Annotated in this window: 27 protein-coding genes; 22 read left to right on the forward strand and 5 right to left on the reverse strand. The window is 41.6% G+C overall.

All coding sequences use genetic code 11. From position 1 onward, the window contains the following. Positions 1-7: 7 nt before the first annotated feature. From J8M01_RS07045 to J8M01_RS07105, 13 genes are all read left to right on the forward strand, one after another. Positions 8-2,041: a tail fiber domain-containing protein gene (locus tag J8M01_RS07045; protein WP_211057504.1), complete on the forward strand. Its 2,034-nt coding sequence runs from the start codon at positions 8-10 to the stop codon at positions 2,039-2,041. Positions 2,042-2,068: 27 nt separating this feature from the next. Further along, positions 2,069-4,084, forward strand: a complete 2,016-nt coding sequence (locus J8M01_RS07050; protein WP_211057505.1) for a hypothetical protein — start codon at positions 2,069-2,071, stop codon at positions 4,082-4,084. Between the two features lie 320 nt (positions 4,085-4,404). Further along, a complete protein-coding gene (locus J8M01_RS07055) occupies positions 4,405-4,839 on the forward strand; it encodes a hypothetical protein (protein ID WP_211057506.1) in 435 nt (144 codons plus the stop codon). A gap of 148 nt (positions 4,840-4,987) precedes the next feature. Further along, positions 4,988-5,371, forward strand: coding sequence for a hypothetical protein (locus J8M01_RS07060; RefSeq protein ID WP_211057507.1), 384 nt, complete (start codon positions 4,988-4,990; stop codon positions 5,369-5,371). A 104-nt stretch (positions 5,372-5,475) separates the two neighbouring features. Further along, the gene (locus J8M01_RS07065; RefSeq protein ID WP_211057508.1) at positions 5,476-5,976 is read left to right on the forward strand and encodes a hypothetical protein; all 501 of its coding nucleotides are present in this window, start codon (positions 5,476-5,478) and stop codon (positions 5,974-5,976) included. Positions 5,977-6,042: 66 nt separating this feature from the next. Next, on the forward strand, positions 6,043-6,264 hold the full coding sequence (locus tag J8M01_RS07070) for a DUF4157 domain-containing protein (RefSeq protein ID WP_211057509.1): 222 nt from the start codon (positions 6,043-6,045) through the stop codon (positions 6,262-6,264). 61 nt (positions 6,265-6,325) lie between these two features. After that, positions 6,326-6,778 (forward strand): hypothetical protein, encoded by a 453-nt coding sequence (locus J8M01_RS07075; RefSeq protein ID WP_211057510.1) that lies wholly within the window; start codon positions 6,326-6,328, stop codon positions 6,776-6,778. A 168-nt stretch (positions 6,779-6,946) separates the two neighbouring features. Continuing rightward, on the forward strand, positions 6,947-7,294 hold the full coding sequence (locus tag J8M01_RS07080; protein ID WP_348772727.1) for a tyrosine-type recombinase/integrase: 348 nt from the start codon (positions 6,947-6,949) through the stop codon (positions 7,292-7,294). Between the two features lie 170 nt (positions 7,295-7,464). Beyond that, entirely contained in the window at positions 7,465-8,250 is a 786-nt protein-coding gene (locus J8M01_RS07085; protein ID WP_211057512.1) for an HNH endonuclease, read from the forward strand. A gap of 185 nt (positions 8,251-8,435) precedes the next feature. Continuing rightward, positions 8,436-9,500: a hypothetical protein gene (locus J8M01_RS07090; RefSeq protein ID WP_211057513.1), complete on the forward strand. Its 1,065-nt coding sequence runs from the start codon at positions 8,436-8,438 to the stop codon at positions 9,498-9,500. Between the two features lie 223 nt (positions 9,501-9,723). Further along, positions 9,724-10,563, forward strand: coding sequence for a transposase (locus J8M01_RS07095; RefSeq protein ID WP_247671040.1), 840 nt, complete (start codon positions 9,724-9,726; stop codon positions 10,561-10,563). 265 nt (positions 10,564-10,828) lie between these two features. Then, positions 10,829-11,740 carry a hypothetical protein gene (locus J8M01_RS07100; protein ID WP_211057514.1) on the forward strand — a complete coding sequence of 304 codons (912 nt, stop codon included), beginning with the start codon at positions 10,829-10,831 and terminating at the stop codon, positions 11,738-11,740. Positions 11,741-11,997: 257 nt separating this feature from the next. After that, the gene (locus tag J8M01_RS07105; RefSeq protein WP_211057515.1) at positions 11,998-12,804 is read left to right on the forward strand and encodes a hypothetical protein; all 807 of its coding nucleotides are present in this window, start codon (positions 11,998-12,000) and stop codon (positions 12,802-12,804) included. 444 nt (positions 12,805-13,248) lie between these two features. Here J8M01_RS07105 and J8M01_RS07110 read toward each other — a convergent pair whose 3' ends face one another. Continuing rightward, positions 13,249-14,007, reverse strand: coding sequence for a hypothetical protein (locus J8M01_RS07110; protein ID WP_211057516.1), 759 nt, complete (start codon positions 14,005-14,007; stop codon positions 13,249-13,251). A gap of 292 nt (positions 14,008-14,299) precedes the next feature. On the opposite strand from J8M01_RS07110, the gene J8M01_RS07115 reads away from it, so the two are divergent. Further along, the gene (locus J8M01_RS07115; protein WP_211057517.1) at positions 14,300-14,674 is read left to right on the forward strand and encodes a hypothetical protein; all 375 of its coding nucleotides are present in this window, start codon (positions 14,300-14,302) and stop codon (positions 14,672-14,674) included. 105 nt (positions 14,675-14,779) lie between these two features. On the opposite strand, the gene J8M01_RS07120 is transcribed toward J8M01_RS07115, so the two are convergent. Genes J8M01_RS07120 through J8M01_RS07135 form a run of 4 tightly spaced genes read right to left on the reverse strand, consistent with a single transcriptional unit; the run spans position 14,780 to position 16,356 of the window. Then, complete coding sequence (locus J8M01_RS07120) at positions 14,780-15,556, reverse strand: M48 family metallopeptidase (RefSeq protein WP_211057518.1); 777 nt, start codon at positions 15,554-15,556, stop codon at positions 14,780-14,782. Further along, complete coding sequence (locus J8M01_RS07125; protein ID WP_210997486.1) at positions 15,534-15,905, reverse strand: TM2 domain-containing protein; 372 nt, start codon at positions 15,903-15,905, stop codon at positions 15,534-15,536. Before J8M01_RS07125 ends, J8M01_RS07120 begins: the two co-directional genes overlap by 23 nt. 9 nt (positions 15,906-15,914) lie before the next feature. Then, positions 15,915-16,139, reverse strand: coding sequence for a membrane protein insertion efficiency factor YidD (yidD, locus tag J8M01_RS07130; protein ID WP_138597431.1), 225 nt, complete (start codon positions 16,137-16,139; stop codon positions 15,915-15,917). Beyond that, complete coding sequence (locus tag J8M01_RS07135) at positions 16,132-16,356, reverse strand: DUF4177 domain-containing protein (protein WP_119860791.1); 225 nt, start codon at positions 16,354-16,356, stop codon at positions 16,132-16,134. The genes yidD and J8M01_RS07135 overlap by 8 nt, the downstream gene beginning before the upstream one ends. A 649-nt stretch (positions 16,357-17,005) precedes the next feature. Here J8M01_RS07135 and J8M01_RS07140 point away from each other — a divergent pair. From J8M01_RS07140 to J8M01_RS07175, 8 genes are all read left to right on the forward strand, one after another. After that, positions 17,006-17,422, forward strand: coding sequence for a hypothetical protein (locus J8M01_RS07140; protein WP_211057519.1), 417 nt, complete (start codon positions 17,006-17,008; stop codon positions 17,420-17,422). Positions 17,423-18,622: 1,200 nt separating this feature from the next. Beyond that, positions 18,623-19,021, forward strand: a complete 399-nt coding sequence (locus J8M01_RS07145; protein ID WP_211052346.1) for a 3TM-type holin — start codon at positions 18,623-18,625, stop codon at positions 19,019-19,021. Positions 19,022-19,348: 327 nt separating this feature from the next. Continuing rightward, positions 19,349-21,067, forward strand: a complete 1,719-nt coding sequence (locus J8M01_RS23920) for a phage tail sheath C-terminal domain-containing protein (RefSeq protein WP_247671042.1) — start codon at positions 19,349-19,351, stop codon at positions 21,065-21,067. 115 nt (positions 21,068-21,182) lie between these two features. After that, the gene (locus J8M01_RS07155; protein WP_192509452.1) at positions 21,183-21,629 is read left to right on the forward strand and encodes a phage tail protein; all 447 of its coding nucleotides are present in this window, start codon (positions 21,183-21,185) and stop codon (positions 21,627-21,629) included. Between the two features lie 51 nt (positions 21,630-21,680). Next, positions 21,681-22,136, forward strand: a complete 456-nt coding sequence (locus J8M01_RS07160; RefSeq protein WP_192509453.1) for a phage tail protein — start codon at positions 21,681-21,683, stop codon at positions 22,134-22,136. A gap of 26 nt (positions 22,137-22,162) precedes the next feature. Then, a complete protein-coding gene (locus J8M01_RS07165) occupies positions 22,163-22,420 on the forward strand; it encodes a hypothetical protein (protein ID WP_192509454.1) in 258 nt (85 codons plus the stop codon). A gap of 5 nt (positions 22,421-22,425) precedes the next feature. Beyond that, a complete protein-coding gene (locus J8M01_RS07170; protein ID WP_210997492.1) occupies positions 22,426-23,160 on the forward strand; it encodes a hypothetical protein in 735 nt (244 codons plus the stop codon). 1 nt (position 23,161) lies between these two features. Then, complete coding sequence (locus J8M01_RS07175) at positions 23,162-24,784, forward strand: phage baseplate assembly protein V (RefSeq protein ID WP_211057520.1); 1,623 nt, start codon at positions 23,162-23,164, stop codon at positions 24,782-24,784. The last annotated feature ends 10 nt before the right edge of the window (positions 24,785-24,794 follow it).

The following is a 24,794-nucleotide window of genomic DNA, read 5'->3' on the forward strand; positions in this document are numbered from 1 at the left end:
GACCAACATGAAACATTCAGCACTGAATACTGAACTCAGAGACTACTTTTCACGCGGAGATATACCGACACAGGAACAGTTTTATCAGCTCATTGATGCAGCAACAGATAATCAAGCGACGTTTAGCTTAATAGCACATTTATTTGGTATGACCGTTGATTGTGTGGTGACTGAGCAGCTAACGACGTTGGACGGCAATTTATATGAAGAACCAAAGCTAAAAAATTATAATTTGGTAACGGGTGAAACTGTGTTGATTTACTTGCAAGATGACCCAGCTGTAAACGGGGTTTACACGGTATCGATTGCTGACGATGTGGCAACGCTAACATTGCAACAGCAAAGTGCTGATTTTACGCATGGGTTATTATTAAAAGCGAATCGTTCACAAGGAAGTAGTGCGAGTTTTTATGAATATAGATTCAATGCAGTTGATGCTATCGATGAGTGGGTATCGTTAAAAAGCTTAGATATACCTGAATATATGACTACACATTTATTGAATGCTCGTTTACCTGCTCACGTTGATTTAACCCAAAACGGCGCAAACTCAAAAGTCAAAGCTACGTTGTTCGATGGTAAATTTGACGGCCAATTTGACGGTGATGGGAGTGCCATTAGTGCACTAAATGCAACCGAGCTCACATCAGGAAAGGTAAAGCCGGAACGGTTCAATTTTGCAATGGTAGAGGACATTCATAAAGGGGTTGATGCAAAAGTACTGAGCTCTGAGAGCGGTCGCTGGCTTAATCATAAGTTAGAAGCATTGGCCTGCCCACAATTGCTGAATATTCAGGTACGTTGTGCAGAAACCACCGAGTCTATTGATGTGTTGCAACCGCCCACAGACATCGACCAAATCATATTAAATCATAGTGATTATGTCTTGCTTACGGCGCAAAATACGCCGAGCCAAAATGGCGTATGGCAACTCGATACACAAATGAGTCCGGCGCAACTCATTCGGGTAAATACCGCAGAGCTATCCTCTCTTTCGACGGGGAGTGCGATTGCTGTAAAGGAAGGAAGTCAGCATCAAGGTCAGGTATTTGTAGTGGCGGCACAATACAGTTACGGTCAAGCCGCTGAGTATTATTGGCAGCCCTCTTCGGCAATCGCAATGGCAGGTATAGGTTTAAAAAATCAAAATAGCCAAATCAGCGTAGATTTTGCCTCAGTACAAGATGTACAAAGTGCGACGGCTGAAAAAGTGGTAGATGCAAGTGTATTAGCGGCGCAGCTTGCCACGACCTCAATGGAGCTTACTGATGACTATACAGAACGAGTCAACACGCAAAAGCTCAGAGTCGACAGTATTTTGTCAGCCAGTGATGCTGATAAAGACTCTTTTGCCGAAATTGTTACTTTAATTAACTCGGTAGACACAGAGTCAGATACAGCATTTGCTAATTACGCGCAAACGAATGATGCGCGCAGTACGTCGCTGGAAAATAATTTAGCAACAGAGTCGCAATCACGTATTACACAAAATAGCGCATTAGAGACGGCAATTCAGAATGAATCTCAAGTCCGTCAAGAGCAAAATACAGTGCTCACTGAGGCGCTACAAAATGAAGTGACAACACGAATATCTCAAGGAAATGAGCGTTATACCAAAACAGAGTCGGATACTCGATATATTCAAAAAACCGGCGATACACTCAGTGGTCACTTTAATATAGAGACTGCCAATTTAGTCGGAAATTTGAATGTTGAGGGGGCCATTGTTGCAACTCACGATGTGACTGCCTTTTCAGATCAAAGATTGAAAAGTAACGTGATGCATATTGAAAATGCACTTGAACGCATTACACAGTTGCAAGGTGTGACCTTTACTCGCACGGATTTATCTGAAGAACGTCGATTTTCAGGACTGATAGCGCAACAAGTAGCCAATGTGCTGCCGGAAGTTGTGCATCAAGAAGGTGAGTACCTCAGTGTAGCCTATGGAAATATGGTGGGGTTATTGGTTGAGGGGATCAAAGCGCTCAATAAAAAAGTGGCTCATTTAGAAACCCAGTTTGAAAAAAATGATTGTTAATATGTGCTGCTACAGTGAGGAAAGAGTATGTCATTGCAAAATATAGGGGCTATTTCATTAGCAGATATCGGGCAAGAATATAGCACGCAGCCGCCATATACGCTAAGCGTGTACAGCGAACATATTAATAAAATACCAGGGCAAAGTATTGCTGTTAGTGAGTTTTATGGCGCATCTGCAAATACCATTTTTTTGCTTGATAAAGTATTTGATGTGTATAGCAATCGAACGGCCACGATACCTATTGCCAATATTCTAGCAGGTAGTTTTGATGAGTATAGTGATGGTCAAGAGGCCATAAGGCTCGTGAATGTGTTAAATGCCCAATATGGCAGTGTGCGCATAGATGGTGTGAATGTGGTATTCACTTCAAGCAGTGGTGTTAACAGTGCAGCTCGGTTTGACTTTGTGGTAGAGAACAGCATAGGAGTTAGGAAGACCCATTTTGTCAGTATGCGTGTGTTGGCTATTCCACCGCTCATATGCAACCCTGATACCTTTAGCTTGCAGCAAGGGGAAACGTTATATGTGAGCGCGTCTCAACTGATTGTAAACGATGAAGACAGCTCTAATTCAGGCATTACTTTGGTGTCGGTTAGCGGCCCTATTGGTGGGAGTGTTAACCTCGTGGGGGATAATATCACCTTTATTTCCACAGGCTTGGCAGAGCAGCCAGCACAATTTACTTATCATATAAAAAATGGCTTAGATGAGACGCAAATAGGGACTGTGTTTATAAACGTTACCCCCTTACCAGAGCTAGAAGCGTTTGTTTATCGCACCCAAGCTGAAGTATCTACTGCAATTGCCAGTTATAGCCCACCAACAATGGAAGATGTATTCAATAGTTGGGCACGATTTGCTGGAGCAACTTATTTCCCTGATGCAAGTACAGCAACTGGGGAGGCCGCCGATTGGCAATTTTTACGAAGTCCAGATAGGGTGTCTATGCCGACCAATACTAGCAGTGGTTGTGGTTTTATATCACCGGATAAATTGGATAATTTCTCTTTTGAAGCAACGCTTACTTCACCAGCGGCAGACGATGATACTATCGGACTGATTGTTGCCTTTGTACGAGAAGGCGGTGTTAATAAATTTTTGGCGTTAGTCAGAACAAAAGGCGGGATGGGGCCAAATCAAGGGTATGGGCTGATTTATAGTGAAAATGGACCTTGGCCACCGACTTGGGTGATTAATGATATAAATATTGATGGCGTAGCAGGTCATTTTGATGGTGCGAAAACCCGAGTAAAAATACAGCGCCAAGGTGATGTCATTACATGCTATACCACCAACTGGAATGACGTTGATAATTACCAGGCAGGTTCAAAAATAACCCTTGATTTAAATAGTGACAATCGCCTCAATATTTTTAAAGGACCGCAGCAATATGGTTACTATACCCATTCACAAGCAGGCTCTACTTATCTAGACATTGATTTTAATGGTGGCTTAGATGCCAGTAAAATATACGATGCGCAAAACAATCAGTGCTGGGAATACACGGGTGGCAGTTGGCAATTGGTACAAGGTACAATACAAAGCCATTTGGGGTATATTCGCAAGGTATTTAACCCTGAAACATTAGAACGCTTTTTGATATCGAGTACTGTCATTACTCATTTGGGCTACTTAGTGGACGAAGCACAATGGATGAAAGAAAAGCTCATTGATCAGCGGCAGTATGTGCTTACTAGGCAAAGTACTGGGCAAAATGGTGCTGTAAGTGGTGTACGCGTACTGGCTATATATGCGCTGGATCAAGAACAAACTAATGTATTGTTCACTAAACCAGAGCTGCTAACAATATCAGAGCATGTGCATCATGATAGCGCTTCAGGGTTCAATAATGTTGCTGTCAAAAACTGGTTTGAATCGCAGAGTATAGACTTAGTTGGTACTCAATTTATTGGTGGAACGGTGGTGCTCGAAGGCGGAATAGTTGGGCGTATCACGGACATTGGTAACGATAATGGCACCAGCGCTTATATATCTTATGACACTGTTACTTATCAATTATTTGATTTAACAAGCTCGTAATAACGTTTTAATTATGCTTGTGTTTATACCCATGGTATTTAAATCATAGTCAGTAATGCGACAAGCACAGGGTGAAGTGATGGCGGAAAAAACTTCACGATATCGTACTTCCTTACGTCATATTTTATCCAGTTAAAGCGTCAACGCGTATTTTTGAATACTCAATACTTTTATGAAATCGGTTTTACACACTGTCACTTATCTGCATAGCAGTACATCTTTATGTTTATGAGCCAAGCCAACATGGCATGCCATGAACATAATCAACAGTGCATTATCATTTATACAGACGATGCACTCCCCATATTAGGAGGCCATTTATGGCGAATACACTATCACTATCAGCACGATTAGCATCTTTACAGGGCAATGTTCCTGGGCGAGAAGATAAAATTATAGATAATACCGAACGCGCAAATTCATTTTATCGGTATTTGGGAATTATTCAGCAGGTTGAGACTGTTGAAGAAGTTGAGACGCCACTGTTAGCCTATGCAAACCCACTGGTTGAGGTTGGTCAATATGTATTACTAGTAGGTCAATCAGTCGGATTAAACAATGGTATTTATAAGCTTGAAGTAAGCGGTGATTTAGCCAAAGTTGAGCGTCCTTATGATGTAGGCAACATGGTTGATGACTTAAATCATAATAACGACGAGCAAACGGTATTATGGCGATTAACCAGTAAGGATGATGTATTAGGACAAGTTTGGAGCAAAGAAATTTACCACGATACACCCCCTGTGGCTGTGTAGCACATATAGAGCAGCTCAATATAATTATGAGCTATTGATGAGTGTGCAGAGGCGTAATAATTCGTCTCTGTACATACTTTTATATACCTTCTATGTGCCATCAGCGATGGAGTAGGGTAATAAGACGTGTGCATACACTGGAGCGATTATGCCTATAGACTATTTCAATCTTAACGATATGTTTGCAAGCCTCACCAGAAAAGCACAGCACTTAGAGCGATATATAGGTGTTAAACAGGAAGTGGATGTTATTCATAATGACAACGTCGATATTAACCAAATCGCTTCGCCAAAACATTGGCAAACCGTGCATTTATTAACTCAGCAAACTGATGTGGCCCAAAATGGCGTGTATCTCATTCGTGAGACAGGGCAATGGCAGGCGCTATGTGGCGATTTAGAAGTTGGCAATTTGGTGACCAGTAAACACCCCGATGAATTTGGGCAATACACTTATTATGAGCTGGTGGCAAAACAAGGCGAAGTATACACTTGGCAGCCGTTTACATTGACCGACCTTAAATCGAACTGATGATGTGAATTACCCTATATTATGCAATTTTTGCCTTTGCAGTCCAGCTTATTTCGACGGAGCAATGCCTCGTCATGTTACCCCTTTAGTCAGAGTAATACAGTATGATCGATACCGTGAGAACCAAACTTAAACGCTTTTTTTCAGCGGGTGCCAAACCGACCGGAGCGCAATTTGCTGAGCTGATTGATCATTGTATGATTGCAGAAGATGATGGTATTCGAATCGACGAGCATGGCAATGCTGAACTAACCGACAACCTAACAGTGCGAGGAGACTTAAGAGTCGATGGTACGGTTTGGCTTGCGAGTAGATCAAGTAATACCGCACCGAGCGCAGCAAGTCACAGCAATAGCAATGCACATAGCCTGCCTGTAGGGGCCATTATATTATGGTTTGGTGAAGGCCTTCCTGATGGGTATGCGCTTTGCGATGGCTTGCAAGGTCGGCCCACAATGTTATACGAAAATTCAGTTATAAATAATGTGCTTATGGATAATATACGTATGAATCGTGTACAGGTGGACAAGCGGAGCAGCGCTATGGAAACCCCAACCAAAACAACGGCACTCACTGATGTGAAGTATATTATCAAAATTCGTTAAAGCAGTATTTTTCATTACTTACGCTTATTGTGTAAGTGATTTTCTCATTTCTATCAAGGAACCTTTATGTATCAGTCACGTAATCATGAACAGCACGAGCAGGATGTATTTCCCATACAGCGCCAAAGCATGAGCCGAGAAGCGCGTTTAAAAAGCAACGTAGGCAGCATGATGGGCGTTGATTTAAGTCATGTTACGGTGCACACCAATTCATCAAAGCCAGCGCAACTTAACGCCCACGCGTATGCACAAGGCAGCGAAGTACACATACATGATCTAGGAATGTAGGAAGCGGGCAGGTGATAAACACACCAGACAACGGGTTTAACGCAAACAGAGAGGAAACACTATGTACGCACCACAGCAAGAAAAGGTTGAAGAGAAAGAAGAGACGGTTCAGATGAGGACGTATTCACGAGCAGGCCGATATGTGCCGGGGCAAAGTGGGTATAAGCCGAATTCTGAAAGCGTCAATGGTATCTCTAATCGTTGGTCTGCCGCTTGTGAGCAAGCCACGGGGTATAATCCCCAAAGCCTTGGTTACAGCATGAATATTACATCCCCGAATGACTCTTACTTGACCAGTATTGGGGCTCGTTCTGCAATTCAAGGCAGCAGCATTACAATTGGTCACACCGCGGATATTCCTCATGAACTGGGGCACATCCCAGACCGAGTAGAGGGTAAAGTCAAAGCCGATACGGTGATCGCAGGGCAAGCGGTGTGCACAGACCAAACACTGGAAGCCCGCGCCGATTCCTACGGAGACGCCATTAAATCCGCCTATGATCGATTAGGGTAATGGTTTTTAGGTTTTAAGGATTTAACAGCGAGAGCTTAAGTACTTAGCAGGCTGTGCGACTTAAGACTGTAAGAATAGGCTTATTTGTTTCACAAAAATATGGATGTTAAGTATTAGTTTATTGCTGGATACTTTTTGACCCTCTTTATCGTGATAAGTCCAGACCGTGTGTCGTTACTGTCTAAGAAGTGTTTATTTTTGTTGCGGGAATATTATCGTCTCTATCGTCCTAAAGGATACTTGTTTGAAGGTTCAAATGGGGGCAAATATTCTACAACGAGTTTACGTAAAATTTTCTATCGAGCATTACAGGGTTCTAAAATTCAGAAGAAAGCATCGCTGCATACTTTGCGTCATTCATTCGCTACGCATCTGTTAGAGAGGGGAACTGACTTGAGATATATACAAGCATTGCTTGGTCATTCTAGTTCTAAGACGACCGAGATTTATACGCATGTGACGACAAAAGGTTTTGGTAACATTCGTTCACCACTAGATGAGAACGATGATTTGTAAAGGGACATGGGTAGTGGCTCATTATCAGTCAATATAGCGGTTAATGAGCCACTCATGATAATGAGATAGTAGGAATAAACACCACTGTTTGAGAAGGCGATTGTTATAGGCAATGAAAGACAGCCTATAACAACCACTAGAAACTAAAAACAAATTAAAAGGTTTGAGATATGTATGAACAAATGGAAAAGTCAAAAGAGAATAAAAGGATATTTGTTGCTAATTCTGTTGTGCAAAAGAAACGTATCGATAAGAAAGATAGAAAGTGTAATGGTATACAGCAATCATCGGGTGTGGCAATGATGAGCAATAGGTATGCACTTGACAGTACGGATACGGTAATAATTCAACGTGCGCTTAGGGTCGGTTTTGTACCTGCAACCCCAGGGAATTTTAGAGGCGCGCATACCACAATATTTGGTATAGCGGGTACGGCCTATGATGGTGGGAAAGGATTTACAAACAAAAACGCAGTTATTAACAACAATAGTCAAGCAGGTACATTGACTGTAAGTAATACTGATAATGCATATAATATTTCTGATGCGAGTAACACTGCCCTTTTTAATCCTACAACTGCGAGGGATGTAGCACCTGAAGTGGACCATATTGTTGAGAAAAGTGAAGGGGGTGCAAATGACCTTTCGAACGCAAGAGTTGTGAGTAAAGGTGAAAATACAGATAACACCCCACTTCGTCCAACAAATGCCCAAAAGCGCTTAGCATTATATGAAGACTTAAATGTTGACGTACTAGCTACATCAACAAGAATGGATGCGGGAACAACATATAATTTCAATTCGTATGATCGACTCTCTGTTGCGGACATAAACATGTTGCGAGCACATAAAGGTCTTGGAACCGTTGCAAATCAAGCGGCAGTAACCAAAACGGTTTATAACAAAATGAGAGGTATTACTAAAAATGTTACCAAAAATGATATCCGAGTGTATTAGAGGGAGATGGGCGAATTGTTTCATGATAATTCTTTAACACCACGACATTAGTCATTGTGAGTCCCCCGATAATCAAGCCCATAACAAAACCTAAAAGCCATTGAAAACGTCTTTTAGCCAAATTGTTATAGGCAATGAAGAAAAAGCCTATAACAATTACTGAACAAAATTAAAAAGGTTGAGATATGTATGAGCGAGTAGAGAAATCAAAAGAGAAAAAAAGCAGAGCTGCTGCTAATTCTGTTGCTCAAAATAAAAGTAAGGGAAAGCTAGGTTTTGGGTTTGTGGATAATCGACCTGTAGCCATTGTGCAAAGAAAATTAAATGATGCATTAATGAAATCTAATAAGGACAAAGTATATCAGAGAACAATTTTAACCGAAGCAACGAACTTTGAGGGCGAGGATATACTTACAATGGAGGGAGGGCGGGAGAAAGCAGCCGAATTAGAAGTAAGTAATGCCACGAAAAAAATTAAGAAAATAACAGGGATGGGAGTGGGAAAATTAACAAGTGGAAATAAAGTGAACGAGAGTGAAAAAGTTATAATAATTGCTCACAGAGAGAAGAGTTCATTCACACGATGGCCACCAGAATATTTAGTGCAGATTCTAATTGACCAACACGGAGTAAAAGATGGAATGAATATTGAACTACTTGGTTGTCATACCGCAGGGGAAAAGGTGGCTGACGCAATTAAGCTGGAGTTTGAAAAAAAAGGGTATAACAATATGAATATTGTTGGTTATCAGGATATCATGGTTGTCGGCGAGGAGGGACCAGTTCCGATCGAGCATTCAGTCGCTACTGAATGGTGGAAAATGAAGGCGGTGGTCGTAAAGAAATTTGAGGAAAAAATAGGCCGTCGAATCTTCGAAGAATTATCTAAATATTTGGATTCTCTGAACGAAGAAGATATAAAATCATATGCTGAGTTTTTGAGTGATGGAGCCAAAAAGCCAATCAAAACAAGTGGGAAATATATAAACTTAAAAACTATGAAAGTAGAGATACTTAGAAGGGCTAAAGATGGACTCCTCAAGGGTGATATAATCAAAAATGCTCAAAGTTATCTTTGGGATTTGCAAGGGGCACTTACGGAAATGAATCCAATATTCATTGATAGCATAACCCAATTCTTAAAAGTACATACGCAAGGCATTAGTGAAATCCAACAAAAGTACGAAGATGCCATCACAAAAGGCATGCCTGTATTAGAAAAAACGATTGAACCAAATATTGAATTGTAATTGTGTGACTAGTTAAAAAATCTGGAGTGTTACGAGAAAATTAATTTTTAGCACTAAAAAACGAAGACACTACCGTTTTTAACAAAACCTAAAAGCCATTGAAAAGGCTTTTCGACAAATTAACAAAGTCTTTGGGGTCAGGTCTTGCTTTTTGCCTTTTTATTCCTTTCTCATCACATCAACTATACTCAATACTCCAACCATCTATGTTCATGGAAGAACAATGGCAAGACCACTACGATTGGAGTTTGCAGGGGCGTTATATCACGTAACGTCGCGCGGTAATGAGAGAAAGCCGATTTATCTTGAACCGGCGGATTTTGACTTATTTTTAGCGCAGCTAGAACGAGTATGTGAACGGTTTAATTGGTGCATTCACGCTTATTGTTTAATGACCAATCACTATCATTTGCTTGTTGAAACACTGGAAGCCAACTTAAGTGCAGGTATGCGGCAGCTTAATGGGGTTTATACCCAGTCTTTTAATCGCGTTCATTGCCGAGTAGGGCATTTATTTCAAGGTAGATTTAAGTCTATATTGGTGGATAAAGATGCATACCTACTCGAATTAAATCGTTACATTGTACTTAATCCTATCAGAGCAAATATGGTTGAAACACTGGAGCAATGGCCTTGGAGTAGCTGGCATTGCGTGATGGGTTTAAGTGATGCGCCCAACTGGCTCGATGTTGATAGCCTTTTAAGACATTTTTCGACCAACCGCCAGTTGGCTCGTTCACGCTTTGCTGAGTTTGTTGCAAATGGGATAGGGATAAATTTGTGGCAAAACATTACTAACCAAGTATTTTTAGGCAGTGATGCTTTTGTTCAGCGTTTTTTATTAAATGAAGAGGTACTGAAGGCTGATTTATCAGAAGTTCCTAAAAAGCAAGTTCGGGCGAAAGCATTAACCTTACGACATTATGAGCAAACCAGCCGAAATCGCAATGAAGCAATACAACGAGCCTACTTATCAGGGCACTATAGCCAAAAAGAGTTAGGAGAGTTCTTTAATCTTCATTATTCTCGGATCAGTCGAATAATAGCAAAAGGCAAGACCTGACGCCAAAGTTTATAGCAAAAGGCAAGACCTGACCCCAAAGTTTCTAGCAAAAGGCAAGACCTGACCCCAAAGTTTCAATTCGGGCGAAAGCATTAACCTTACGACAATATGAGCAAACCAGCCGAAATCGCAATGAAGCAATACAACAAGCCTACTCATCAGGGCACTATAGCCAAAAAGAGTTAGGAGAGTTCTTTAATCTTCATTATTCTCGGATCAGTCGAATAATAGCAAAAGGCAAGACCTGACCCCAAAGTTTCCTCTTATGTATAAGCACAAACCAATATTGAAACCAGAGCCAATGGCTGAAATACCGACAAAGCGAGAGTCATATATAAACACAGCGCCAGTACAGCGAGCTCTTATGAAAGGCAAAGAGTCGGTAAGTTATGGTGAATTTATCGCAAATTTAAATATAGTGCGCAGAGCTGGTGGTATTAACCCGCACAACTTAGCGATTGATAATATGTTTGCTCAATATGTATATCAATTTTTTAATGTTATAAAAGGGCGAGAAAACATCGCTATAGGCACTGCGTTGCGAGGGTACTGGCGGGCAATGACAGAGGGGCATGACTATCTGCAAAGTAGTGCCGTGTCACAAGCCGCACTTGAGTTGGCTTACACTGGCAGTGAAAACCAACAGCGTTTGAGTGAAATATTGTCGGGGTCAAGTGGCGCCCTCACACTCATTTTTCGTGGGACTAACTCGAATCAAGCGAAGAAAATACTCGCTAATCAAACATTAGGGGGGGAGGTCAGTGCTGGCCAAGATTTGCCAAGTCCGGGTGAAGCCGCCGCAAAAGCACAAACCGGACTAAATATAAAAGAAACGGAGGAAGGCCGTATTGAGGAGTGGTCCACTAAGTTTGGTGGTTTAACTGGGTTTGCGACAGATGGTGTCATGCTTGTAGCCCTAGTAAATCGTGACTCAATTGCGACAAGTGAGTTATCAATAGGTGAGCAAGGCGCAACTGGTTACGCCAAGCAACCATTAGTCAGTGTTGCGATATATGAGATTGGGCGAAAATCAGAAACACCTGATAATGTGAAGTTTTTTGATACAGTGAAAAAGTCTTTCAATTTAGCACATGGTGGACAAGATAAAACTCAAGCTAAACCACATGTAGCTAAACCAGTAGCTAATTTTGATCCGTCGGATAAATTTTTTGATTAATGCGAGTAACGCTATCAGTAAGAGGGCGTAGAGCGGTAATGTATTTTGTTTCGGAGAAAGACACACTGTACTTTAGAGCCCTTTTGCCTTGGATTCAGTGAGTTGTATTACTTTGTAAGTTGGGCAAAAACACAGAAAGAACACGTGATTTCCAAACAAATTACATGCTGTTTTTTAAAGTACGACGAAACAAGCGGTTTGTTCCTACTGACCTTTGGGTGAATAGGGTAAATCCAAAGTAAGAAAAGGGTTGAGATATGCATATGCAAAGAGAAAAGCCACAAGAGAATCAATGTAGTGAGGCTACGGATTCTATTGTGCAGAAAAAGTGTCATGTGAAGCAAGCACGTAGATTTGTTAATAGTTGGTCTAACTCAATTACACAAAGGAGGCTGCACGAAGCAAAGGAAAATAACCGCCCGATGCAGATGGTGGGTAATAATGATTCCACCACGATTGTACAGAGAATGGGGTATGAGCAAAAAAACGGATCAACGATATACTCAGAATTAAAAGAGGACGATAGCGAGATTAGTTTTGAAGGGGCAATTCGCGATAGTGAAGAACAAGAAACAGCGATTAGTGCCCGTTTGGCTTTTAATGAAATGACAATACCCTTGGCGAATGTTCAAGCGGGACTGGGGTTTTTGGATAGAAAATTCAAAAGTACAACCGCATTGAATATACAAACATTGGATGCAACGCCAAGAGGCAGAAAAATTGGTCAGATATTAACATTTCACTTGGCTGAGCGAGCAAAAAATAAGGGGGTTCCGTATGTAATTGCAGGTGGCGTTAGTGACGCAAGAACGCCTTTTTATACCCCGCTTGGATTTAAAGATATGCTTAACGCACCGCCATGGGTCGATTTGGTACAGGAAAAGGCTGAATTGGAAAATGAATTACGAAAGGAATTGTCAAAAAAGCAAAGTGAACCACTATTAAAGCGGCATCAAGAAATATCTAAATTGATGGAGTCTAATAGAATTTACATCGCTGCAAATGATTTATCATCGAACTCAAAATCAAAAATGGATGTTGTTTGGAACACATCATTGTTTTGATTAGTAATATGGCTAAACTTTAAAGAAAGGGATTCAAGATATACGTCAATAAGCGTTAAACGAGTCAGTATATTCGATAATTCACAGTTGGGGGAGATCTTAACGGATTGAGTACGAGTACACTTTTTATCATATGATGAGTTGTAGACGTAGGCGGAAAAGGTCCGTTCATAAGCTGTTGGCTAGCCAGCTTTTTTAATCACGCTGCGTGAAACACACTCTCGGTTTTATTACGTTGTTCCAGCCTATAGTGTGATGTCTTGTTACCATTTTTTGTTGATTGAAGCGCCGAAGGCGAGTTTAGGTATGGTTTATACAGCCGCACATATCCTTGTGTGCCAATAAGTGGGTTGAAGTATGCAATTTGGCGCAGCGCATAAACGTCAAAGCATTTCGTTATTTAAGGAAAAATCAAGGGGCTAAAAGCAGCCCCTTCAGTTTGAATTAAAGTGAATAAATGTGTATTTCTCGGTTTTGTTGCTGCTCGGTAATTTCCCACACCTCGACTGCACGAGTGGTACCGCCAGTGCTTTTACAAGTAACTTCATTTACGAGCACGTTGACAACGGCGTCGTACTTGGCCTCACCGTTGACGGTGATTACATCACTGTAAAAACCGGTGTTATGGCGCTCTGTAAGCAATGTTGGGATTATACCTCTAAAAGATTTGGTGTGGCAGAAGCCATCGGGTTCGCCATTATCAATATTAAGCTGGGCTTGATAGGCAACGCTGTCATAATAACCAGGACGAAAGCCATCTGAATCAATCCAGTCTGCAACCGTCAGTTGGCTTGTGAAGCTAATTTTTGGTGCCGGTGCTAATTTGTGTCTGAGCGTTTGGCTATTACCTTGTTCGTCCGTGCAATTGGCTTGTACATATTTTACTTGGTCTTCATGTCCTCGAGGGATTTTTCCCGATAGGGTTTTGTTGGTTACTGACAACGTTACGATCAATGTGTCGGTATTTTGGTCGTACACGGCTGCGCTTTGACAAGGCGTGGGGTTGGTATAATGTGGCGTGTATACACTTAAATCATACGTAGAGCTTGATTGCGTTACCATTGCCGAAATGGGGGCGTTGTTATAATAAGTGACGCGGCCCGCGCTACCGTCAGTATCATAAATGAGTTGCGATGCAGCAGCATTATCGTTTGTAATTGTCAGTGCAATGCCTGTTGCAATGATGAGCATTAATTTTTTCATAAGTATTCCTTTTTATAAATGAAGTATGAATTAAATGTAAGTTAAGTGTTCGCTTATACAATACGGGATAATTTAATTTATGAATAATGAATTTTTTGCGAATTGTCTTTTTATAAAATAATGATTTTATCTATATTATGATGTTTATCACAGCGCTGTTTTTGTAAAAATAAACTGTGATGGTGTTAAAGAATATTTATCTAATTAATATTTAAATTTCACAACGCAGTATAATTCGCGTCCTTGTTATTGAGTCAATAATGACTTTTAAATAATAATTAAGGAAATAACTATGTCAGATAATAATTGTGGTTGTGCACCAACAGAGTCATCAACTATTTTTAACCCTGAATTTTCAAATCTTAAAATGAAAGTTGTTGAATATACTGCTGCAGCGGGTGATACCTGCTTCGATAGTTCATCGGTAGTTACGTTAGCGGCCGGTACCTGTATTAATGCAGATGATGTACAACTGACAAAAGCGAAGTTAAGTGAAGTGGTTTCACCTGAGTATTTAGATGTGGTTAATGCACTATTAGCTGGTGTTGATTTTGCGACGACGCTAAATACTTATACCGTTGATATTGCAGGGGCGATGAGTCAAGTCGATCTTAAACTTTTGATTAAGGTTAACGCTTTGACTAACCTACAAGTTGTGACACCATAACCTATAAATACGTTTGGTAAATTGACGCGGTTAGGGGTTACCTAACCGCTTTTTATATTGCTCTAAACAGCTGCGGTTGGTCTTAAAAAATCGACTAAATCGGATTTATGGTTCGGTATTTTGAATTTTCTCAATACGCTCATCAAAACTAGGATGTGTGCTTAACCAACTAGACTCATCTTGGTTCTCTGTTGCGAGTTTTTGAAACACGGCGCTCATAGCATTATGGTCACCATATTGGGCTATTAAATGCTCAGATGCATATTTATCTGCTTCCAATTCAGCCTGTTTGGAGTAACTTTGCGTTATACCAATAATGGTACCTTGCAGTAACACATCTGAAAGTGCGGTAACATCTCCTAATATGACACCTAAGCCAACAAATACGAGGGAAGAACTGACAATAGATTCCATCACATGATTGTGTTCAATATGACCAATTTCGTGTAATAAAATCGCGCTTAATTCTTGTTGATCAGCTGCCAAAGCGACCATTGCATCGGTAATAATAATGGTGCCGTTTGCCAGCGCCATGGCATTGGCTTGACCTTCCCAATTGCGAAACTCAAGTGTATACACATGCTGGGCCTCGCGTTTATTGTCGATTAATTGTGAAAAGAGTGTGCTGATCTCTTGCTGTTTAAGCTCACTCAATTGGGTTTTTGAAAGTTCAGTATCATCGAGGGTAGTCAGGGTATGCTTATCGACGGCTTGATAAACGGGCTGAGGAATGGCGACGGCAATCTTTTGGGCCAAATAGGGAATCGCTTGGGTATAAAGTTGATAACTTGCAAACAAAACAACAAGCAGGGCGCTCATTGCGATCCATAGCCACTGCTTTTGTTTTTCTTTTCGTATCCTATGTTCTAGGTTGGAGTTCATTGATAACGTTTTCCATCACTTTAATATTGTGCTTTCTGATAATTGTTTGGCTACGAAAAAGCTGAGGTAATTCGATGATGATGACAAATAAAATAATAAAAAAGCCAATGCTTGATAGGGTCGCTAAGCCGATGAGCATAAGGGCCAAATTCATTATCCCTTTTAATGTTTTACCTAGATAGAAATGATGTAGCCCAGCCGCGAAAAAATAATTTAAGACGGCATAAGTATCGGGATCTTTGACGAGCGTTTGTTCTAATTGATAGTAGCGTTTTCGGGCCTCTTGCGGTAACAATGAAACGGCTTGACGCAATGCTTCCTCTTGGTCTCTTAAACTCGAATCATCCATTTTACTCTCCTAAGGTAGAGGGTCAGATTTAACATCAACACAGTCTGGGTCGTTACAACGTCGAATGCGATTTATTCCAAGCCGTAGGCCTTTTCGTAAGCCATATTTCTCAATTGCTTGATAAGTATAGGCAGAACATGACGGTGTGAAGTTACAAGATAAATTAAAGTGTGCTTTGGCGCCGCCATTGGCCTGATAAGCGGCAATGGCACGCAGCACAAAGCGTTTAAGCACGTTTTCGACCAAGCGTCAGAATAACAGCTTCACGGCTCCAAAATAGCAAAAAGCGCTTATTTTCTATGACTTGAAATACAAGCTGCCAGCCGTCTTGTGCTTCGCGATTAAGCGTGGCTTCTAGCTTCTTTAATGGTAAACCACTTGAGCCTAATAATAACGTACCACAGCCACCTTCAACGACATGGATCACTTTATATTCATCATATTGAGTCATAATACTTCCTTGATTTTATTAATTATACAGACGTATTTTATCGTTACAGAAATAAGGAAACAACCATTTTGTTTTTTCGCGATGGGAACTATTACCTCGTCGCTCTGAATGTGCTTTAGGGTCTATGCTGAGCGTGGTGTTCGAAAACGAACTTTGGGGTAAAGTTTGCTTGGATGCTGACCTTCGTCAGGAAGACTGGGGAGTCGCTAATACCATATCTGCGTCATTAATATCTTGTCTGTGTCATGAATATTTGATTGGCATGATTAATACCTCGTCGCCCAGAACGTGTTTCAGGGTCCATGCTTGGTTAATGTGCACGGTTAAGCGCTTTGGAAATAAAGCAGATGTGGATCCTGACCTGCGTCAGGAAGACAGGGGAGTTGTTAATACCATATCTGCGTCAGGAAGACAGGGGAGTTGTTAATACCATATCTACGTCATTAATATCTTGTCTGTGTCATGAATATTTGATCGGCATGATTAACACCTCGTCGCCCTGAACGTGTTTCAGGGTCCATGCCTATTCAGCGTGCGCGGTTAAGCGCTTTAAGAGCGAGAAAGTAATCACATGTGAACGTTGATTTATCACAATGCGTAAATAGGCGCGTCTTAGTCATATTGAGTAATTCAGTGTGAGTAAATATCTATGCCTCTTGTATGTGTTGATGGAGCGGCCATAAAAATCACGGTTAATGGTGCACAACAATTAGTGAAAACCACGGATAACATCCCATCGGCGACAAAAAACAAACTATCGCAAGGAAAAAAGCCGGTATTAACGGAAGACGACGTCAAGCAGTGGCTGCAAAAGTTTCAATCAAATTATGATAATGCGGCATTTAAAGGCGGTATTGCGATGGGAAAAGTGATCTCAGGAAAACCAAATTTAACCGTTAAGGGAAAGTCAAAAACCGCATTGGTGACTAAAGATACCAAAATAATGGCGATGTTACAGGTATCTAAGCCTGCACAAGACCCACAAGGTGTGCCAGATCCCGCTCCGGTGATCAATATATCGATTGAATTTACTGATGCCGCGCAAACTAAGCTGACAATTGCGTAGTCAAGTTTGCGCTAACGTATTTGTTACTTGGCTTAAGCAGAGTCGCCTTGAGCATGTTTCAGAGTCTATACTTAGCGTGGTATTCGAAAACAAACTTAGGGGCAAAGTCTACATGGATCCTGACCTGCGTCAGGAAGACAGGGGAGTCGCTATGTTTTGTGGGAGTCGCTAATACCATATCGGCGTCATCAATATCTTATCGGCGTCATCAATATCTTATCGGCGTCATTAATATCTTATCGGCGTCATTAATATCTTATCTGTGTCATCAATATCTTGTCTGTGTAAGGAATATTTGATCGACATGATTAATACTTCGTCGCCCTGAACGTGTTTCAGGGTCCATGCTTAGTCAATGTGCACGGTTAAGCGCTTTGGAGATAAAGCAGATGTGGATCCTGACCTGCGTCAGGACGACAGGAGAGTCGCTAATATCTTATCGGCATCATCAATATCTTGTCTGTGCAATGAATATCTTATCGGCATGATTAATACCTCGTCGCCCTGAACGTGTTTCAGGGTCCATGCTTGGTTAATGTGAACGGTTAAGCGCTTTGGAGATAAAGTAGATGTGGAACCTGACCTGCGTCAGGAAGACAGGGGAGTCGCTAATGTTTTGTGGGAGTCGCTAATACCATATCTGCGTCATTAATATCTTGTCTGTGTCATGAATAGTTCATCGGAATGATTAATACCTCGTCGCCCTGAACGTGTTTCAGGGTCCATGCTTGGTTAATGTGAACGGTTAAGTGCTTTCGAGGTACAGCTGATGTGGATCCTGACCTGCGTCAGGACGACAGGGGAGTCGTTAATGTTTTGTGGGAGTCGCTAATATCTTATCGGCATCATCAATATCTTATTGGCGTCATCAATATCTTGTCTGTGCAATGAATATTTGATCGGCATGATTAATACCTCGTCGCCCTGAACGTGTTTCAGGGTCCATGCTTGGTCAATGTGCACGGTTAAGCGCTTTCGAGGTAAAGCAGATGTGGATCCTGACCTGCGTCAGGAAGACAGGGGAGTCGTTAATGTTTTGTGGGAGTCGCTAATATCATATCTGCGTCATCAATATCCTGTGAGTGTCATTAATATCTTCTCGGCGTCATCAATACTTTTCCTATGTAACGCGCTCCTTGTGAGTGGCCTAACAGACATCAACAATTTTAACAGCTGATTTTATCGTAAAGAGGAAGCAATATGGGATTTTTATCAACTCTATTCTCTACCAATACACAAGCCCCCATGGTTGCCATTGGCACATTATTAGATGAGCTTTTTACCAGTGATGAGGAAGCACTTAATCTGGCAATATTAAAGCAACGAGTCGCTCAGCAGCCTAATTTAGTACAAAACACCGTTAATCAGGTGCAAGCCTCTCACCGCAGTTTGTTTGTTGCAGGGGCGCGGCCATTTTTAATGTGGGTGTGTGGCCTCGGGTTTTTATTTGCATTTGTGATAAACCCCATTTTGCAATGGATTTGGCCCGGTATCGGCACTCCGAATTTGCCTTTAGATGCCATGCTAGAACTCACGCTCGCGATGCTAGGTTTAGCGGGGCTGCGTACTGTAGAGAAGTTAAAAGGCGTGGCGAAATAAGTGTGAAATGTTGCCAAATATCGACCAATTACCGTGTCACGTTTGTAGTCGCAATTAATTTAAAATTTAAAATTTAAATTCACAGCCATCGGTTGATGGCGTCTTCATTGTACAAAAAGATAAATACGTACACATCAGTTGGGACTGATGTGGCGGAGCCGTGGCAAAGGCTCACTGTCTTTTGGGGAACAAGTTTGGCCCACAGGTTAAGTTCCCAACCACGGCGCTTGTGGGTATGCCTTTAAAATAATCGAACTTGTTCCCCATCCCTTAAATTCTTGCCGACTCGGCGCTTAAGAATATGTTTATTCAACGAAAGGAAACATTATGTCTCAATACAAAACCCCTGACGTCTACGTTAGAGAAAAGTCGATTTTGCCTCCTTCAGTGGCGGAAGTCGCTACGGCAATCCCCGCGTTTATTGGCTATACCACAACACAAGATCAAGAGGATTCAACGAAAGCTTTATTTGAAAATATGCCAGTGCGCATAAAAAGTATGGTTGAGTTTGAAGGTCATTTTGGAGGGCCGCATCAGGAAGGCTTTACCGTTATACCGAACTCTACGGGTGGCTTTGATATTTTTGAAAGTGACGACGATACAGATAATACTAATGATACAAACAACCCGTTAATTGCGGCTAAGTTCTTTTTGTATCAAGCAGTAAGCCACTTTTTTTCTAATGGGGGCGGCGCGTGTTACGTCGTGAGCGTTGGTTTAGCTAAAAACGGGTTAATTGATGCGAAGGATAAGTTTGTCGCGGCAATCAATTTGTTAAATAAAGTCGATGAAGTTACGTTAATTTCTTCTCCAGAAAGCATAGGTTTAGATAAAGTAGATCATTATGAAGTGCAAAATACCGCATTAAAACATGCAGCAAAACGCATGGATCGATTTGGGTTGGTTGATGTGCAAATGCAAGGCCCGCAATCAGGCAGCTCCGAAAGCGAAAATGATGCTCAAGAATTGCGAGCAAACATTACGCAGGGCCTAAAGTATGGTGGTGCGTATTACCCATATCTGCAGACAAATATAGCGCGTAGTTATGCCGAAGAAAGTGTTAAAGTCCACTCTTCAGTACCCGTGGTTATCAATAATACCCCTAGCTATAGTTTAGAAGTCTTTTTAGGCGCTAAGGACTCTACTGCAATTATGTCAGTGATTGATGATAATTATACTTATACGTTAGGGGATGTCACTCACGTCGCCCATGTAGATCAAGTATATATCAAAGCAACAGCAGGCCAATATTATTCATTAAAAGGACTTTATGAAGTCGAATTTGATTCAACGAATAAACAATTTAAGAAGAAGGAAAGTGGCACTTATTTTGCTGCAGCCAATGTAATGTATGGAGAGCCTACAGGTGGTGTACACAAGCTCTCTGATTTAGGGGACCCAAATTATCCATTTGCTTCAGCTGAAGTGTATAACATGGTTAAATCTCGTCTCGCTAAAAATTATCTTGTGCTTCCTCCGTCGCCGGCAGTAGCTGGTGCCATAGCGAAAACGGATAAGGAACGCGGAGTATGGAAGGCACCCGCTAATGTCGCATTGGCGCAGGTGTTGGCTCCGGTACTCGCCATTGACAACGACGACCAAAAAAATCTGAACGTTGATGCTACTTCCGGCAAATCAATTAACGCTATTCGCAGCTTTGTGGGTAAAGGCACTTTGGTTTGGGGCGCTCGTACGCTTGCAGGTAATGACAATGAATGGCGTTATGTATCTGTCCGTCGTTTGTTTAATACTGTCGAAGAGTCGATTCAAAAAGCCACGCACTTTGCGGTATTTGAGCCAAATACACCGTTTACCTGGCTAAAGCTTAAAACCATGATTGAAAGCTACCTCGAAAATCTGTGGCGAGCAGGCGCATTTTTTGGTGAAACTCCAGAGCAAGCATTCTTTGTCAATGTGGGTCTGGGCCAAACGATGACTGAAGATGATATTAACAATGGCATTATGAATATCGAAATCGGTCTAGCTGCGGTGCGACCAGCAGAGTTTATCGTCTTGACTTTCTCACATAAAAGCATAGAAGGCTAAGCCCTCTAACTCAATGATTGGGTGAGGTTATGCATTCAATCAATACACCCACTCAATCAATCTCATTTCTTATGGGCAGATGCTGCTCACACAATACAAATTTTGGAGTTTATATATGGCTACAGCAAGAACGGATATTGAAGCGGAGTATCCTATTCCAGTTTACCGCTTTGTGGTAAGTTTTGGCGAAGAGAGTATCCCGTTTTCAGAAGTTTCTGGGCTAGATATTGGTGTTGAAACAATTACTTATAAAGATGGTCATGGTAAAAAACACATGCCTGGCCAACCGACAGATGTGAATATCACCCTTAAGCGCGGCTTAGTACGTCAAAAAAGTCAATTTTACGATTGGATTTCGTCGATTAGCCTAAATTTGGTGGATAAAAAAGACATTACCATTTCATTGACGAATGAAGATCGCTCCCAACCGTTAGTAACGTGGAAAGTGATTAATGCCTTCCCTAAAAAGCTTACAGCGCCAAGCATTAATGGCGGCTCAAATGAAGCCAGTGTTGAGTCACTAGAAATGATGGCTGACGATATTAAAATCGAATTCCATTAATCATTACATTCTCCTTGTGTCAGGCACTTCGGTGCCTTTTTAGGACATATTATGATCCAAGATCTAGGCATTCCTTTAGTAGGGTATCGATTTGCAGCAGTGATCATGACTGCCGGCATTCCTAACCCTATAGATATATTCTTTAAAGAAATTAGTGGACTAAAGTCAGCTCGAGGCGTGGAGCGTAGCGGAAATCGCGTATCTATCGCCAATACAAAGCAAGCACGGACTTTGGTCCTTAAGCGTGGGGTATTGAAAGTACCAAGCACGGTACAAGAAGGTAATTTAGTGAATTTGAATTACTGGGATATGTACATGATGCGTAACGATATTCTAATTACATTATTGAACGACAATAATTTGCCGCTCAAAGCATGGTTTGTACAACGGGCGTTTTTAGAAAGTTGGGAGTGGGACAGTCTGGACGCAACTCGGAATGATGTTCTGATTGAGTCTATGAGTTTTAGTTATAGCGACTTAAAGTCAGTATCGATCCCAATTCCCTAATGATGTGAGAATGCAAAGGAGAGAGCGTGGACATTAAATGTGATCAAATTCAAGTTAAAGCAAAGTTAAAGACACAAGAACCGACTTCGAGTTCAGCTTCTGCCGATGTGGATAATGGCGAAATTAATGAGGCATTAACACCGGATGAAAATTGTGAATGTGCCCCTGAGAATGAAACACTCAATGAAGATGATTTAGCCAGATGGTCAAGCAGTGTTGCTGTGGACCTTAAACGCTATGTTGATCTTAAATTTGCACAATTTGTAAGACAAAAGAGGCCATAGATAATATGAAAAATAATGGCATAACCGCGGATGGTTTACCGCTTTGTAAAATTACCTTCTATACAAAAGTTGAACGCGGAGCAGGGAATAAAATTGCTGAATTGACGCTCCCTTACGATTCTAATTCTTTGCAAAGTTCGTACAAAAATAATGTAACCAGTTCAAGCGTTGTGGGGGCCGAAAGTGGTGCCAGTCAATATCAAAAGTCGGCACCATCTACTTTGAAAATGACTTTTTTATTGGATGACTCCGTTGTTGAAACACCCAATCAATTGCTTCAGCGTGTAATGGGTGACAATACGACTGAAACACATATAAAAACGTTATTGAAATATGGCACTGCGGTACAAGGGAAAACCCATGTGCCTGCGTTTGTGACAATTACCCCACTCAATATGGCACTTAATGCGGGCGCTGATGGCAGCTTTAGCGGTATGTTTTCCGAGGTAGAAGTCAAAAATGAGCTCGTTGATAGCAAAGGCCGCCGGGTGAAGGCCCAAGTGAGTTGTTGTTTGACGGAATGTTTATCAGAGAAAGAAATAAAATTAAAGTCAGGGAAAAGCTCACCAGATTTAACGCATATTTTTCAGCTTAAAGCAGGTGATAAGGTGTTGGTACAGGCGGCGCAGATCTACGGCTCTGCGCAATTTGTTCACCACGTTGCATCAGCAAATAATCTGGCATCAGTGCGACGGGCAGAGATCGGTCAGCAGATAACTTATCCCCCGTTGGAGCGATAGCATGGATATACGGTATACCATTACAGTGGCAGGTAATGCGGTATCTGAAAAAGTCGCCGTGCGAGAGATAAAAACGTGCATGGGAGTGAATCAAATTTCGCAACTGACGCTACTCATTGAAGATGGTGATATGGCGGCCGAGTCGTTTTTTACGACGGATGCTGATTTATTCAAAATGGGCAAGGAAATTGTTGTCAAAGCGGGGATTGCAGAGGCGCAGCAGCAGATAATTTATATTGGCGTTATCACCGAACAATCGATTGGTTATGACCGTGCAACTTACCTTCAGGTGATTGCGCGTGGCGACGTTAATAAGCTTTGCCAAGCAAAGCTAAGTAAATTGTATGACCCAAAAACATCAGATACTGACATCATAACGGATTTGCTATCTGGAGTTGGGGCGACAGCAGGTAAGATTGCTAAAAGTGAGATTAAACACCACCAATTTCTAATGATTGAGCAATCCCCGTGGGATATGTTGATGCATCGGGCTTTGGTGAATGGCTTTGTCTTATGCGATGAAGGCAAAGCTGATGTTGTTGACCTTAAAAAACACCAACCAGGCACCCATACGTTTAATTTGGCAATGGATGGATGTATTGACTTTGAGCTGTCTGTAGACACAAGCAGCCATTTAAAGAAAACACAATACACCGGTTGGGATATAAAAGAGCAAGCCTTGCTTGCGAATGCAGATCCTCTTGCGAGTAGTTACAAATATCCAAAACATGCAGATGCAGATGCCGCGTTTAGTTTGCCTGCTCAGTTATGCCATGCGCAAGCCCCCGTTGATAAAACTGAGCTTGCCGCGAGTGCAACAGCGGAGGTCAATTTTCGTTTATTGGATATGTACCAAGGTCGCGTTCGCATTGATATGTCGAGTAAAAAAGCATTAAAAGGGGTGAAATTACTCGATGCGTTAACTGTATCTGGCGTTGGCAAGCTCAGTGCTGGAGAGTATTTAGTGGGGGAAATTCACCACCATATCAGTGACAGAGGCTGGTACTGTGAATATGTATTGGGTGTGCCATTAACACGAACACTGTGGTCACCATGGCAGACGTTACCTCCAGCAGCCCCTGTTATGGCAAAAGTGGCCGCTTTTCAAAAAGATGATGAAGCGTTACAACGCATTCCGGTGTTATTACCAACGGCAACCAACAAGAAGGTCGTTTGGGCGCGATTGTTAACGCCGTTTGCAGGCAAAGAGGAAGGCGTTTTCTTACCGCCAGACCTTGATACTGAAGTATTGGTGGACTTTATTGGAGGAGATGCGCGTTATCCTGTGATTATTGGTGCATGTCATAACCCAAAAGTCATGCCGCCTTTTGCATATGATGATAAAAATGAACAGCGGGGCATCTTTTTTAAAGAACCAGCGTTGGCTGTTCAATTTACATTAAAAGAACCGCACTTACTGCTTAAAGGTAGCAAAGATCAAACAATTACCTTTGGGCAAAAGCAAGGCTATGCCCTTGCGCAAAAAGATATGGCCACGATAACAGCAAAAGACACGCTTAATTTGATGAGTAAAGATAAAGCGATGGTTGATTTAAGTAAAGATATTCACCTCAAAGCGGATGGCAATGCCACCATAGAAGCCAAAGCGACAGACGTTAAATAGTACATAAAGG

Source organism: Pseudoalteromonas sp. MMG005, from assembly GCF_018101015.1.
GTDB lineage: Bacteria > Pseudomonadota > Gammaproteobacteria > Enterobacterales > Alteromonadaceae > Pseudoalteromonas > Pseudoalteromonas aurantia.